This is a genomic window from Fenollaria sp. C0166D3 (genome assembly GCF_056590255.1).
The window spans coordinates 98,968-113,570 of the sequence record NZ_JBWPVU010000004.1 but is presented as its reverse complement, the minus strand read 5'-3'; the positions used below and the strand labels follow the sequence as shown (position 1 = coordinate 113,570).

Here is a 14,603-nt window from a genome sequence, read left to right as displayed (position 1 = left end):
CGTATGCGTAAAATTATTGATACATTGACTTTAATACTAGTGATAAGCCGCCATCTACAAGCAAATCACATCCTGTGATGAAGCTTGCCTCGTCGCTTGCTAAGAATTTTACTGCATTTGCAATATCTTCTGGCTCGCCAGTTCTTTGTGCTGGAGTATTTTCTACCATCTTTTTCATTATATCTGCATTGTCTTTTTGTGCGTTTTTTGCCATCTCTGTCATGATGATGCCTGGAGATACGGACATGATACGAAGTCCTTTTTTGCCGAACTTCATTGCGTTTGCCTTAACCATCTCAATAACGCCAAGCTTAGCAAAGTTATATGCGTTATCGCTATTGCCATTAACAAGGCCAGCGATTTTTTCTATAGCACCATCTTTGTCTGGCTCAATTAGCTCGTTGATGTATGCGTCACTCACGGGAACGATATGGCCCATCATTGACGCTATGTTTATAAGGACGCCGCCATTTGCAAGGTAGTCGTAAGCAGCATCAGTGATGAACTTAGTGCCTTTTAGGTCAACGTTCAAAACGGCTTCTACACTTGCTCCGACGCCTGAAACGCCAGCTGAGTTGACTACTGTCATCAAATCGCCCTTCTCTGAAGCAAATTCTAGTAGATCCATAACGCTTGTTTTGTCAGAAACGTCACAAGTCTTGTACGCGTACTTCGCTTTGCCAGTTTTTTCTAGCTCCTCGCACGCCTTTTTTAGCTTTTCCTCAGTTCTTCCAGTAATGATAACAAGACCACTATCAAAAGCCTTTGCGATTTCAAGGCCTATACCACTACCGCCGCCTGTAATTACATGTACTTTCATACTATCATCCCCCTTATTTATATATACCCAATTTGTGTTTTTGGGTATATATATTTAGAGGTGATACTATGAAGAACTATGCTCCACCATTTACAATGAATGAAACGATAGCTAAATTAGTAGATTCAATTGAAGCCGAATTAGATAGAGTAAATATAAAGCCGGGCAAAATCAATCCGAAGCTAAGAAAAGAAAATAGGATCAAGACTATACACTCGTCGCTTGCGATTGAAGCGAACACTCTTTCGCTTGAGCAGGTGACAAGCATCATCGCTGGCAAGAGGGTCCTTGGCAATCCAAACGAGATTAGAGAAGTGAAAAACGCCTATGACGCTTATGAGCTAATGCTTGAGATGAAGCCGGGTTCTATAGACGACCTTCTTAGAGCACACAGACTTATGATGCAAGGACTTATTAAGGAGAACGGCAGATTCAGGAGTGAAGGAGTTGGCATCTTCGATGGTGACAAGCTTATACATATGGCGCCGCCTGCAGATCTTGTAGCTGAAGAAGTAAGTGATTTATTTGCGTGGTATGAGGACTCGGACCTTCATCCACTTATTAAGAGCAGTATCTTTCATTATGAGTTTGAGTTTATTCACCCGTTTCAAGATGGCAATGGCCGAATGGGAAGGCTTTGGCACACAGTTTTATTAGGCACTTATAATGAAGTGTTTTACTGGCTTCCTGTCGAAGAGCTGATACAATCAAGACAGAAGGACTACTACGATGCTCTTGCCACTTCAGATAAAAATGTTGATGCGGCGTACTTTGTAGAGCTGATTTTGGAATTGATATTGGAAGCGCTAAAAGAATTAGAAAAATAAATATATTATATATGGGCATGTCATTTTATTATGGCATGTCTTTTTTTATAAGCAACACTATTTTTCACAAACAAGTTAAATATTTTTTATTATATCAGAAGAAAATTTATATAGAAAATTTCAATATAAAAGCCTGAAACTATTGAAAAATCTTATTTGTAATGAAGTAATCGTTGTGATATACTTAAGACGATAGCGATATCGATATAAACACGAAAGGGAGGGTTTATTATGAATTCATTTGAAAGAGCAAGGGAATTTGCTAAAAAATACATTGATCCCGTTGCAAAACAATTAGACGAAGAAGCAAAATTTCCAAAGGAAATTTTCGACAAACTAGGCGAAGAAGGTTTCTTTAAGGTGATGATACCTAAGGAAATGGGCGGTGAAGGCGGTACTATTAAGGACCACTCACAAATCTGTATGGCTCTAGCTGAAAGCTGCGCATCTGTTGGTCTATGCTACATGATGCATAACGTAGCACTTATGTGTATCTTAGCTAATGGTAATGATGAGCTTAAAAACAAGATTGTTAAAGAAATTCTTGAAGAAAGAAAATTATGTGCACTTGCATATAGTGAATTTGGTACAGGTACTCACTTCTACATCCCAGAAATGGGCATTGAACACAAAGATGGTTCTTGCGTATTAAACGGCTCTAAGTCAATGGTTACTTCAGCTGAATACGCTAGCTACTACTTAGTATTAGTACCTTCTAAGAAAGAAGGAGAAATCGATAACTGGGTAGTTCCTATAGACAAAGAAGGCGTTCATTTCGAAATGCAAGCTTGGAACGGTATGGGTATGAGAAGCAATGCATCTTGCCCAATGGTTCTTAAGGACGTTGAACTTGAAGATATGTACAGAATTGGCGAATGGGGTAGCGGTCAAGCACAAGTATTCTCAGTTGTTGCACCATACTTCATCTTAGGTCTAGCAAGTGTTTACTCTGGTCTAGGCAAAGCCATCTCTACAGCAGCTAACGAACATGCTATGAAGAGAAAATATCCTACAGGACAATCTCTATCAAATATTGAAACAGTTCAAATACACTTAGCTAAGATTTACAACAGAACTCACGCAGCAGAAGCATTTACAAAGCTTGCAGCTGAAAAGGCTGAAAGAGGCGACGCTGATGCAGTTGTTGACATCATCGCAGCTAGAGTTAACGCAAGTGAAGCAGCTATCGAAACATCTATCGATGCAATGAGAGTTGCTGGCGGTAAGGGCTATAACAAACAAAACCCTATAGAAAAATATATGAGAGACGCATATGCAAGTCAAATCATGGCACCATCAGTAGACGTGCTTACAATTTGGCTTGGTAAATTGATCACAGATCAACCAATACCATAGGAGGAAAGATGACTGATAAGATAAAAGTTGGAGCAGTTCTTTATGATCCAAAGGTTAGTATCATTTGGGACATGATCCACAAATTTTTTGAAGAAAGAGGCATGGAAGTTGAAGGCGTTTACTTCAAGGACTATGACTTACAAGTAGATGCTGTTGTTAACGGCGACATAGACATCGCTTGGAACTCACCATTGGCTTGGTTACAAACTCAAATTAGGACTCAAGGCAAAAGTGAAAATGGTCCTATGAGAGACACAGATAGAGACAGAAAGACTATCTGCCTAGTTAAAAAAGACTCAGGCATTAAGTCTTTTGAAGATCTTAAGGGTAAAAAGATAGGCTTCGGCGCATTTGATAGCCCTCAAGCAAGACTTATCCCTATCTATTATTTAAAGACTAAAGGCTTAGAATATGGCAAAGATTATGAAGAAGTTAGATTCGACAAGGGCGTTGGCCTTAACGGAGACCACGTTGGCGGTGAACTTGACGCTGTGAAAGCACTTGAAGCGGGAGATGTAGACTGCGCTTTCACTATCGACCTAAACTTCAACGCTTGGTCAAAGGACGGCACTATCGATGCAAACCAATTAGAAGTTTTAGGTGAAACACCTCACTTCGATCACTGTATATTCTCAGCTCGCGTAGGCTTCCCATCAGAAGACTTCAAAGCTTGGGCTAAAATTCTTCTTCAAATGGATTACAACGATCCAGAACACAAGAAGATCATGGACCTTGAAGGCCTTACAGAATGGGTTGAAGGCAGAACTAGTGGTTTCGAACAAATTACTAACGCCGATAAGTATTTAGACTTTTTCGGCAAGTACCGTGACTAGGGCATTCTCCACTTCACTTATAGGAAGCATGCCAAGAAATGAAGATATATTAAGGGCCCTTAGAAAGAGATCTAAGGGCTCTCTAAGTGAAGAGGATTTTATTAAGTTAATAGATGCTGAGGAAGAAGCCGTTGTTCGCATGCAAGAAAAGCACGGCATCAGCTACGTTACATCAGGCGAATTATCAAGAGATAACTACGTTTCATTTATATCGACAAAGTTAAATGGCGTTAAAATGATGTCCATGTCTGAGATGCTTGAATACATCGACGATAAAAAAGCCTTTGAGCAAATACTTTCTATACTTGACGTTCCAGCCATAAGCATAAAGAACGCTATATGTACAGGAAAAGTCTCTCGCAAGACTAACATCGTTTGTGACGAGCTAAAGAGACTTAAGGCAAGAACTGATCATAAGGTCAAAATCACTTTGCCAGGACCCTATCTAGTAACTCGTTCAATGTGGCTATATAACTTATCTAGCAAGGCTTACGGCTCTAAGGAAGAGCTTGGTGAAGACGTTATCAAAATCTATAAGGAAGAGATAGAAGAGCTTCAAAAGATAGGCGTCGACATAATTCAATTTGACGAACCAGTTTTAACTGAAGTAGTATTTACCGAAGGAAAGCCGCGTACTTTCATGTGTGCAGCACTTTCTGAAAAGAAGGATCCGACAGAGGAGCTAAAATTTGCAACTCACCTAATTAAGTCATGCATGAGCCATATCGACAGGACTAAGTCGATGCGCGCGCTTCACGTCTGCCGTGGCAACTGGTCCAAGGACGAGAGCATTTTACTAGAAGGACCATATACACCGCTAATCAAATTATTTGAAGACATCGATACAGACGCGCTATTCCTTGAGTTTTCAACAAAGAGAGCGGGCGAGCTAAAGAGTTTATTCGCTTCAGACAAAATTAGGGAAAAATACATTCTAGGTCTTGGCGTTATAAATCCAAGAACTGATGAGATTGAAGCTCATGAGGATATGGTCAAGAGAGCCGAAGAAGCGCTTGGCTACATCGACAAGGAAAGATTATTCTTAAATCCGGATTGTGGCTTCGCTACTTTTGCTAATAGGCCTGTATCAACACTTGAAATAATTGACAAAAAATTAGCAGAGCTTGAGACAGCAGTTAAAGAATTGAAGGAAAAACATGAGTAGCTACGGTAATTTCAATAGCACTGAAGAGATGGGCCGCTTTGATTTTACGATGAGAGCGACATCGAACGACATCAAAACCGTTAACAGCTACGGTGACATGGCCTTTATATCGACAGACCAAGAGCTTCCATACGATAACGAGAAAAAAGAATTATCGTCGGTGGAGATATTTTTGGCAGGAATTTTGGAGTCGATGATGCTCACAATCATTAGAGAAGCCAAAATCAAGAAGCTTTCGCTAGATGAGATAGAAGCAAAGGCAGAAGTAAAGACCACAAACCCACTTCGTACGCTAAAAGTGGTCGGCGTCGACGATGCGCCGCGCATAGAAAAGATAAAGATCAAAGTTTATTATTATATAGACGATATTACAAGAGAAGAAGCAGATAAGTTTATGAGAGATGCTTTGGAGATGGATATGGTTTATAGCGGAGTGAAAAAGGGATTTAAGATAGAGATAGAATTTATATACGAACTATAGAAATCAAAATAGTAGGGGCAGATGCTCCCTACTATTTTTTTATCTTATAATTTACGGCAAAACTATAATTATATTCAATGGCAATGGAGGAGCTTAATGGGTAATATATAATTGGAAGATATTTCAAAAAAATATAAAGGGAGGTAATATTATGGATTACAAAAAAGAAAGAGAATTAAACGGAGAATTAAGCAAGGAGCTAATCAATTCATCACCAGAAATCATGAAAGCATTCGGTGATTTACACGCAGTTTACACAAAAGAAAGCGCTGCAACACTTATCGAAAAAGAAATGGTTGCCCTAGGCATCTCGATCACTATCAAGTGCATCCCATGTATGCTAGCCCACATAACAAGCTTCAAAAAAGCAGGCGGCACAAGAGAACAACTCATCGACGTTATCAAAACTTGTATTTTGATGAATGGTGGTCCAGGAACTGCGTATGGAGCGAAGGCCCTAAAAATGTTTGACGATCTCGATTAAAAATTTTAAAAGTCTTGTGGCAAGCCCATAAGACTTTTTTCATGCCAATGGGTATATATAATATAGATGACGATTACTTATATATTAGGAGGTAAAAATGTTTTACGATTATAAAGTTAAGAGCATATCAGGTGAAGATGTATCCATGTCAGAGTACAAGGGCAAAGTGGTACTTATAGTTAACACAGCGAGCAAGTGCGGTTTTACTAAGCAATACGAAGGCCTTGAAGAACTCTACGAAAAATATAAGGACCAAGGTTTTGTCATCTTAGGCTTTCCATGTAACCAATTTGGATCGCAGGAGCCAGGCGGCAATGAAGAGATAAAAAATTTCTGCACTTCTACATTTAGCGTGACCTTTCCCATGATGTCAAAGATTGATGTCAATGGTGATGACGCTGATCCATTATACAAATTTTTGAAAAAAGAAAAGGGCGGCATCTTAGGCGACGAAATCAAATGGAATTTTACAAAATTCTTGATAGATAGAGAAGGAAACGTTGTCGATAGATTTGCTTCACAAAAAACACCAAAGGCATTAGAAAAAGAAGTAGAAAAACTATTGTAGTATTAAATATTTTAATTTTAGCACTCATATAATTATGGGTGCTATTTTATCGCATAAAACTCTTGACATATTAGTTAGCTTATGCTAACATGTAATCAATATTAATGTTTTTAAAGAAAGGAGGCTTATTAATGAAGCTTTCTATGAAAAACTTACTTAAAAACAAAAGTTATTTAAGCTATTTTTTCGCGAGTGCTTTGTCGATGGGCTCGTCAAATATTTTGCAATTTGCCCTGGCTTTATACATCTTGGATATGACTGGCTCGCCCTTGATTTATGCCTCTATACTTTCTATAATCATAATTCCGAGGATACTATTGACACCCATAGCTGGCGTTTTAGGCGACAGACTAAGACGTATAGATATAATGAAGGTTTTAAACTTTGCTCAGGCACTTCTTATGCTAATATATGCGATATTTGCAATTTTTTACAAAAACATTTCTCTTATTGCGGTTTACGCTCTTGTAATTCTTCTTGAGATGATTGAGGTTTTTTATAATGCGGCGGAAAATTCAATACTTGCTGAGATTATTGATCAAGATCTAATGGAGGAAGCTGTCGCTTTTTCAAAGGTGGATGATGGAATTGTCTATGTGACTACACCTATGCTTGCGGCATTTATTTATAAGCACTTTGCTTTGAGTGGATCTTTTATTTTAGTTTGTATTTTAATGATTCTAACATTTATTTTAAATTTCTTTATAAAAACGCCTTTTGAGGTCAAGGGCAATCACGAAGGGAAAAATTCTTTTAAAAGCTATTTTACAGATTTTAAAGAAGGTCTAGTTGAGCTAAGCAAAAATAAATTCGCTAAAGTTTTTGTCGTTGTAGCTCCTTTAATAAATTTTTCTTTTGATGCGGTTTGCTCAGTAATTATAACTTATGTTTTTTTAGAAGTCTTTAAGCTTGATGAATATGTTTATGGCGCCTATAGAACGATAACTTCTTTAGTGAGCATAACTTTGCCATTTATCATACTTCCTCTAGTTAAAAAATTTAAGCCTTTAAAATTATTGAAGTATGCTTCTTTATCTATAGCCACATGCATCTTTTTAATGGGAGTTGCTGTTTATTACGGCAGTTTGGATTTGGAAAATAATGTGATTATTAGCGTTATCTTAATAACTATATTTGACTGCTTAATAATTAGCTCAGTTATGCCTCTTAATATAGCGACACAGGTTTTCTTTCAAAAGAATGTCAAGGATGAGTACAGAAGTAGGATTTTATCAGTGCTTAGGATGCTTGTTTTATCATCGATACCTCTTGGCAATATGTTCTACGGATTTTTAGCAAATACATTTCAGGCTCATATATGTATTTTAGTTGGCAGTTTAGCTGTTTTTATGACATATCCACTTATTTTATATCTATCGAGAGAATAAAATGGTCTTGACAAATCAGTTAGCATGTGCTAATATATCATCAAGGAGTTAGACACGCCTAACTAATTTATCTGAAAGGGAGAGTGCCATGTGCGAAGTGAAGTTTGAGTACATCTTGGCAAATCACTGTGCCCCTGTTCTTATGGGGACTAAACTATCGAATTTAATATCTCTATCAAAGGCGAAGCTATCTTATGACGAGGAGCTTCTAGAGAAGTACAAGGGCATCTTTAAGGTTTATGGCATTGCGATTGAAAAGCTTTGTGAGTGTGAATCAAGTATGCTTCTACTAATCTACAATGAAGAGAGGCTCTCTAGGTACATTCAAAAGCCTAGGATAAAAGCCTTTTTAAAGGACTACGGCTACGAGACAATTGAGCTCGATGCGTGCCTATTGACTCTTAAGGCTAAGCTAAGGCACTTTGAGTTCCCGCATGAGATTGGCGTCTTCCTTGGCTTTCCCATTGACGATGTTATTGGCTTTATCGAGAACGAGGGACAAAATTATGTCTATTGCCGCTACTGGAAGGTTTACGCAAGGCCTGAGAGCACTAAGCGCACCTTTGATTTCTATGATGGCCTAAGGACTTTCGTCAAGACTAAGCTTATGGAGGGCTATACGATTGAGAGGCTTATGCGTGAGGTATATCAAGGCGGAGAGGCTTTGCACAGCTTAATAAATGCAGCGTGATATGTATGTGGGTAGAGATCTACTCACTTTTTTCTTGCAAATAAAAAATCTCATGAGCTTATCTCATGAGATTTGTATTTTATTCATATTAATAATCGCCATTAAGTGGCAAGACATAAGGTCTATCGTTTCTGATTATAATTTCTGAATCAACTTCGTAGACTTTTTTTATGTTTTCTTCTGTCAATACTTCTTTAGCTGAGCCGACTGAGATTATTCGTCCTTCCTTCATAAGTACGATTTTATCTGCAAAGGCGCCAGCTAGGTTTAGGTCGTGAAGTACTATTGCGTAGCTTATATCGCTTTTCTTCACTATATTCATAAGATGAAATTCTTGTCTTATATCCATAGCGCTGACCGGCTCGTCCATGAGCATAAGGCGCGGCTCTTGCGCAAATGTTTTCGCTGCCATGACACGGGCCTTTTCTCCGCCAGATATCTTTAGTATGGATTTTTCTCTAAGCTCATCTAAGTTCATCAGTTTTATTGATCTATCGACGATTACTTTATCATCTTTACTTAGCTTTGCGTTCCACGGCACATAAGGGTAGCGGCCCATCTCAACTATTTCCTCGACTTTAAAATCGAAAGACGATTTATTTTCTTGATGCATCATGGCAAGTATTTTTGCTTTTTCCTTTGCCTTATATTCGTCTAGCTTTTTCCCTTCGAGCAAAATTTCACCCGCATCAGCTTTTAGGTAGCCTGAAATTATTCTAAGCAGTGTTGTCTTTCCACAGCCATTTGGTCCTATGATTATAACTTTTTCACCATAATCAATGCTAAAGCTTATATTGTCTAAAACTTTTTTCTCTCTATAGGAGAAGGATAAATTTTTTAATTCTAATATCTTCATTTTAAATTTCTCCTATAGCGCACTAGTAGTATTAAGAATAGCGGTCCGCCTATGAGCGAGGTAATGATGCCGACTGGTATTTCAAAGCCGCCTAAAAGTGAGCGCGCAATTGTATCTGATAATAGCATAAATATAGCGCCAAAAACGAAAGACGCTTTTAGTAGAAATTTATGCTCGCTTCCGAAGATCAGTCTTATGAAGTGCGGCACTATAAGGCCAACGAAGCCTATGATACCGCTGACCGATACGGCGATGGATGTCAGAAGCGCGCAAATAAGCAGCATGTTTCTTTTTAATCTCTTTGTGTCTAGACCCATAGTCATCGCTTCTTCTTCGCCCATAACAAGGACGTTGAGGTCTTTGCCGTGATATATTGTGAAGAATATCCCTATGACTGTTGGCACGAGTATTGTTAATACATGGTTCCAGCTCTTTGCATTGAAGCTTCCCATAGTCCAAGTCATAATCTTCATCGCTTCGTCTTGGTGGGCAAGCATCATTAACGAGATAAAGCTAGAAAGCACTGTACTTATTACTACTCCTGTTAGCAATAGCGAGAATGTATCTACTCCTCTCTTTGTTTTTGAGATGAAGTATACTAGTATGCTTGTTAATATCGCACTAAGAAAGGCTGCTAAACTAACTATGGAATTACCAAGAAGCATCATTGGCGGCAAGAATATGATGGCGATGGTCGCACCAAAGGCCGCACCTGATGATATACCTATTACATATGGATCTGCCATGGGATTTTGAAATATTGCTTGATAGACTGCTCCTGCCATTGACAGAAGGCTGCCTGTAAGTACAGCGAGTATTATTCTTGGTAGTCTCACTTCAAAGATAATAAAACGGATGGAGTCATCACATGTGACCCCATCCATCCCATATTTTATCCATTCTAGTATTGATCTAAGTATTAGTTCAGGCTCTATATATACCGAGCCTAAAGTTACTGCATAGACCATAAGTGCAAGGAGCACTACGCAAGATAAAGATAAAAATAGATTTTTCTTCATTAAAATTCTAAGTCTTTAATTACTTCTGGATGAGCTATCTTTAGTAGTTCCTTTAAGCCTTCTGTAACGACTCTGTTTGATGCTCTTGAGAAGATATCATTATTTATTTCAATAACTTTTCCATCTTTAACAGCGCTTAAACCTTTGTAGGCAGCTCCTGTTTTTATAGTTTCCATTGCCCAAGCTGGAGTTAATAAATATGTTGGATTCTTCTTTATAAGCTTTTCAAGAGTATATTTAAAGCCATCTGCATCTGCGCCAGCATTAGTATAGCCGCAGATATTTAAGATTTCATTCATAAATGAAGTTTTGCCGTGAGTAAATTCTCCGCTTTCGCCAGTGCTTACAACGATGTATGCGCTTGGCTTATTAAGATTCTTTGTCTTAAGAGAAACTTGAGCTAATTTACCCTTCATAGTTGAGATAAGGGCTCTTCCTTCATAGTTTTTATCAACTATAGTTGCTATAGTTTTGATTGATGCATAAGTTTCTTCCATTGAGTTTGGTGTATTGAATGCAATTATTTCCATGCCAGCCTTTTTAAGTTGATTTAATACGTCTTCTTTGAAATGTGTTTGAGCGATAACTACTGTTGGTTTTTGAGCGATAACTTTTTCAATCGATGGTTCAAGCATTGTTCCAACTGAAGTAATTTTGGCAGCTGCTGCAGGGTAATTGCAGGAGTCTGTTCTTGTTACAAGCATATCCCCTGCGCCTAAGTCAAAGATAATTTCTGTAACGCTTGGGGCAAGAGATGCCACTTTTTTATGAGTTTTTGTAACAGTGTAAGTATCTTCTTTGACTGGAAGAGTATTTTCTTTGTTCTTTTCAAGCTTTAAGCCCTTTGTCTTTTGATCATATACAACATTGTAGTTTAAAGTTTCGAATAAAGTTCTTAATGGAATTAAAAATTCATTTCCTTTAATTTTAGTCTTTGTGTCCATGGCAAATTTTGTTCCATTGACAGTGAACTCATTAGTGTTTTTCTTGAAGACCAAGCTTGCCTTGCCATCACTTACAACGTAGGCGCCGTCCTTCATTTCAGTTTTAAGACCGTAGTCTTTTAATGATGAAAACTCAATATATGTTCTTGAGCTTTCCTTTACTAAATCTTTTGCGTTCAATGATACAGGTGCTGCATAGCAAACATTAAATAACATTAAAACGACAAATAGAAGAGATAAAAATCTTTTCTTCATAATAAAGCCTCCTATAAAAAATTTACATACATATCGTATGCTTTAAGCGATAAAAAAAAGGATTAATTAAAAATTAATCCCCTATGATTAGCATGCAAAATAAAGAGTACTGCTACTCTTAACAAACTAATATTAATATCGCCTCTCCAAAAAATATTTTACAATAGATTTTGATAATTGTCAAGTCAGTAAAGCTTTTAAAATAGAATAAAAGTGAGACGTTTACTTTTTTTCTTGCTATTATCCCCAATTCATTATATAATTATCTTGAGGTGTTCTTATGATATTAATAGTTGAAGACGATAAAGACATAAACAATTTAATCAAGGAGCTCTTAAGTGAGCGCGGTTTTGAGACGAAGCAAGTGTTTGACGGGGCTGAAGCGGTTGATTACCTAAAGAATAACGAGGTGGATCTAATGCTTCTTGACCTTATGATGCCTAAATTAATGGGTGAGGACGTGATTAATTACGCGAGGTCCAGAGATATGAAGATGCCTATCATAGTTCTATCTGCTAAGATTGACAAGGCAACTAGACTTGGCTGCCTTGACCTCGGCTGCGACGACTTCATCATGAAGCCCTTTGATACTGACGAGCTTATCAGCCGTGTTAGAGCGCAGCTAAGACGCTCCAACGCTTACAATAGGCTTGGTGAGAAGGCTGTGCGCTTTGAGGACTTCTACCTTGATAACGACAACAACGTTATCAGCTTTAAAGAAGTGCCCTTAAATTTAACACGGATGGAGTATAAATTACTTAGGCTTTTAATCGAAAATCCGAAAAAAGTCTTCACTAAGGAAAATCTATACAGATCCGTTTGGGAAGACGACATCTACTCGGACAACACGATCAACGTACACATATCAAACCTCAGAAATAAGCTAAAGGAGATTGACCCGGACCATAAGTACATAAAAACTGTTTGGTCCATAGGTTATATATTGAAATGATAAATTATTTTGAAAAATCAAGCGAGATACTTGAGAGCCTTTACGGCGTGACTAAGCACAAGCGCGATATGACTAGCAATGAGAATATGAAGAGGCTCATAGAAATATTTGAGCTTGACATATCGAATCTAAATGTGATTCACGTCGCTGGAACTGTTGGCAAGGGCTCGTTTTGCATTATCCTTGACAATATTTTAAGACAGGCAAATCTTAAGACTGGCCTCTTCGTTGGGCCTTCGATTGAAGGGATGAACGACAGGATACGTATAAACGGTGACTTCATTCCGCCTGAACGCTTTTATCACTACTTAAAAACCATAGTCGATAAGATCAATGAGCTTGAGATCAATTGCATTTATTTCGAGATAGTGACTCTCATCGCTCTTATGTACTTTGCCGACGAAGGCGTTGATTTCGCCATCTTCGAAGTGGGCGTTGGCGGCCTTTATGACTCGACAAACTGCTTTACACAAAAGGCGGCTGATGTCATTATGAAAGTTGACTATGACCATCAAAATGTACTTGGCGACACTTTAGAGGAGATTGCCTTTAACAAAGCTGGCATCATTATGCCATTTGACACGGTTTACGTCTACCCTCAAGGGGAGAATGTTATAAATGTAATTAAAGACGAAGCAGATAAGGTCGATGCCAAGGTAAAAGTTTTGAATGGTAAGTCCATAAGCATAGGTAAAACTGATACGGAAACTGACTTTACTTACGATGGAAAGGACTATAGCATAAGTCTAGCGGGCGAATTTCAAGCGAAAAACGCAGCTATGGCAGTTTGGGTAGCAAAGGACCTTGCAAATAGATTTAGACTCGATATAAGTGAAGACGCCATTAAAAGAGGCTTAAGCGAAGTTAAGTGGCCATGCCGCATAGAGACTGTTAAGGAAGATCCATACATCATCATCGACGGGGCACACAACGAGGCGAGTGCTGCTGAATTAAAGAAATATTTGCTTAGCCTTGATAGAAAAGTCATCATGATTACATCGTTTTTAAAGGATAAGGATTATAAAAAGGTTTTCGAGACTTTCGATGGGCTTGATGCGGACTTTATCGTGACTAGCCTTGTCTACAAGGGCAGGGACTTTGAGTTTGAAAAGCTGGCTGAGGCCATCGGCGAAAGGAGAGGCATCTACTTTATAAAAGACAACAAAGAAGCCTACAAGAAGGCGCTTGAGCTATATACAGACGATGCTGTCATAGTTGTTGCAGGCTCACTTTACCTTGCGAGCGTGTTTAGAGACTTAATTTTGGGACTTAAGCATTATAATTAAGATTTTTGGGTATATAGTTTAAGAGGGAGTGATGAAATGAAATTAGTATTTTTAATTGGCTCACAAAGAGAGGGCTCACTGAATAAACTATTAGCAAAGGAAATAGAAAAGGAATTTGCTGATTACGATATCGTAGAATATTATCCAAATGACTTTAAAATGTTTAATGGGGATCTTGAACATCCTGAAGAAGCTTGGATCAAGAAGATTAGAGAAGATATTAGAGAAGCAGAAGGCGTCATCATTGCTTCACCTGAGTACAACTACTCAGTTCCAGGCACTGTCAAGAACATGATTGACTGGTTATCAAGACCAAATGATGAAGAAAAGTACCTAATCGGCGGCAAGAACTTTGCTGTGGTTGGCGTAACACAAGGACTTGACGGAACAAGACTTGCGCAAAAAGAACTTATAGCAGTACTTCATCAACTAAGAGCAAATATTGATGCGATGAACACAATAAGCATTCCATTTGCAGATGAAGAAGGTAAATTCATAGCCGATAATAAAGAAAGAATCAAGGACTTCGCTGATAAGTTCAAGAAATTTATAGAAAAATAGTTTTTTATCGATATGGGCCGCGAGAAGCGGCTCTATTTTTATGTCAGAGCCTTAGTAAAAATATTATTATAATCATGTAAAATGTGATATAATGAAAAGAGGAAGAGGGCGAAGGCT

The 14,603-nt window shown here is 38.1% G+C and carries 16 protein-coding genes; 12 read left to right on the top strand and 4 right to left on the bottom strand.

Translation table 11 applies throughout. The annotated features are described in order from the left end of the window. Positions 1 to 13: 13 nt before the first annotated feature. The gene (locus AC1EJ0_RS04125; protein WP_480023314.1) at positions 14 to 820 is read right to left on the bottom strand and encodes an SDR family NAD(P)-dependent oxidoreductase; all 807 of its coding nucleotides are present in this window, start codon (positions 818 to 820) and stop codon (positions 14 to 16) included. 68 nt (positions 821 to 888) lie between these two features. On the opposite strand from AC1EJ0_RS04125, the gene AC1EJ0_RS04120 reads away from it, so the two are divergent. The 9 genes from AC1EJ0_RS04120 to AC1EJ0_RS04080 all read left to right on the top strand — a co-directional run bounded on the left by AC1EJ0_RS04120 (position 889) and on the right by AC1EJ0_RS04080 (position 8,613). Continuing rightward, positions 889 to 1,647 carry a Fic family protein gene (locus AC1EJ0_RS04120; RefSeq protein ID WP_480023315.1) on the top strand — a complete coding sequence of 253 codons (759 nt, stop codon included), beginning with the start codon at positions 889 to 891 and terminating at the stop codon, positions 1,645 to 1,647. Positions 1,648 to 1,878: 231 nt separating this feature from the next. After that, on the top strand, positions 1,879 to 3,003 hold the full coding sequence (locus AC1EJ0_RS04115) for an acyl-CoA dehydrogenase family protein (protein ID WP_058259521.1): 1,125 nt from the start codon (positions 1,879 to 1,881) through the stop codon (positions 3,001 to 3,003). An 8-nt stretch (positions 3,004 to 3,011) separates the two neighbouring features. Then, positions 3,012 to 3,836, top strand: coding sequence for a phosphate/phosphite/phosphonate ABC transporter substrate-binding protein (locus AC1EJ0_RS04110; protein ID WP_294983956.1), 825 nt, complete (start codon positions 3,012 to 3,014; stop codon positions 3,834 to 3,836). Beyond that, positions 3,829 to 5,001, top strand: coding sequence for a hypothetical protein (locus AC1EJ0_RS04105; protein ID WP_480023316.1), 1,173 nt, complete (start codon positions 3,829 to 3,831; stop codon positions 4,999 to 5,001). Before AC1EJ0_RS04110 ends, AC1EJ0_RS04105 begins: the two co-directional genes overlap by 8 nt. Continuing rightward, a complete protein-coding gene (locus AC1EJ0_RS04100; RefSeq protein WP_480023317.1) occupies positions 4,994 to 5,482 on the top strand; it encodes an OsmC family protein in 489 nt (162 codons plus the stop codon). Before AC1EJ0_RS04105 ends, AC1EJ0_RS04100 begins: the two co-directional genes overlap by 8 nt. A 151-nt stretch (positions 5,483 to 5,633) precedes the next feature. Next, positions 5,634 to 5,966: a carboxymuconolactone decarboxylase family protein gene (locus AC1EJ0_RS04095; RefSeq protein WP_058259517.1), complete on the top strand. Its 333-nt coding sequence runs from the start codon at positions 5,634 to 5,636 to the stop codon at positions 5,964 to 5,966. Between the two features lie 97 nt (positions 5,967 to 6,063). Next, a complete protein-coding gene (locus tag AC1EJ0_RS04090) occupies positions 6,064 to 6,534 on the top strand; it encodes a glutathione peroxidase (protein ID WP_480023318.1) in 471 nt (156 codons plus the stop codon). Positions 6,535 to 6,665: 131 nt separating this feature from the next. After that, a complete protein-coding gene (locus AC1EJ0_RS04085; RefSeq protein WP_480023319.1) occupies positions 6,666 to 7,922 on the top strand; it encodes an MFS transporter in 1,257 nt (418 codons plus the stop codon). An 88-nt stretch (positions 7,923 to 8,010) separates the two neighbouring features. Further along, complete coding sequence (locus AC1EJ0_RS04080) at positions 8,011 to 8,613, top strand: DUF3793 family protein (protein ID WP_480023320.1); 603 nt, start codon at positions 8,011 to 8,013, stop codon at positions 8,611 to 8,613. Between the two features lie 88 nt (positions 8,614 to 8,701). Here the strand turns inward: AC1EJ0_RS04080 and AC1EJ0_RS04075 are convergent, their stop codons facing one another. From AC1EJ0_RS04075 to AC1EJ0_RS04065, 3 genes are read right to left on the bottom strand one after another with little or no spacing between them, the layout of a single operon-like run. Next, positions 8,702 to 9,469: an ABC transporter ATP-binding protein gene (locus tag AC1EJ0_RS04075; protein WP_480023321.1), complete on the bottom strand. Its 768-nt coding sequence runs from the start codon at positions 9,467 to 9,469 to the stop codon at positions 8,702 to 8,704. After that, the gene (locus AC1EJ0_RS04070; protein ID WP_480023322.1) at positions 9,466 to 10,488 is read right to left on the bottom strand and encodes a FecCD family ABC transporter permease; all 1,023 of its coding nucleotides are present in this window, start codon (positions 10,486 to 10,488) and stop codon (positions 9,466 to 9,468) included. Before AC1EJ0_RS04070 ends, AC1EJ0_RS04075 begins: the two co-directional genes overlap by 4 nt. After that, complete coding sequence (locus AC1EJ0_RS04065; RefSeq protein WP_480023323.1) at positions 10,488 to 11,687, bottom strand: helical backbone metal receptor; 1,200 nt, start codon at positions 11,685 to 11,687, stop codon at positions 10,488 to 10,490. The genes AC1EJ0_RS04070 and AC1EJ0_RS04065 overlap by 1 nt, the downstream gene beginning before the upstream one ends. 280 nt (positions 11,688 to 11,967) lie before the next feature. On the opposite strand from AC1EJ0_RS04065, the gene AC1EJ0_RS04060 reads away from it, so the two are divergent. From AC1EJ0_RS04060 to AC1EJ0_RS04050, 3 genes are read left to right on the top strand one after another with little or no spacing between them, the layout of a single operon-like run. After that, positions 11,968 to 12,639: a response regulator transcription factor gene (locus AC1EJ0_RS04060; protein WP_294983982.1), complete on the top strand. Its 672-nt coding sequence runs from the start codon at positions 11,968 to 11,970 to the stop codon at positions 12,637 to 12,639. Continuing rightward, positions 12,636 to 13,925: a bifunctional folylpolyglutamate synthase/dihydrofolate synthase gene (locus AC1EJ0_RS04055; RefSeq protein WP_480023324.1), complete on the top strand. Its 1,290-nt coding sequence runs from the start codon at positions 12,636 to 12,638 to the stop codon at positions 13,923 to 13,925. The genes AC1EJ0_RS04060 and AC1EJ0_RS04055 overlap by 4 nt, the downstream gene beginning before the upstream one ends. 36 nt (positions 13,926 to 13,961) lie before the next feature. Continuing rightward, the gene (locus AC1EJ0_RS04050) at positions 13,962 to 14,486 is read left to right on the top strand and encodes an NADPH-dependent FMN reductase (RefSeq protein ID WP_480023325.1); all 525 of its coding nucleotides are present in this window, start codon (positions 13,962 to 13,964) and stop codon (positions 14,484 to 14,486) included. Positions 14,487 to 14,603: the final 117 nt, after the last annotated feature.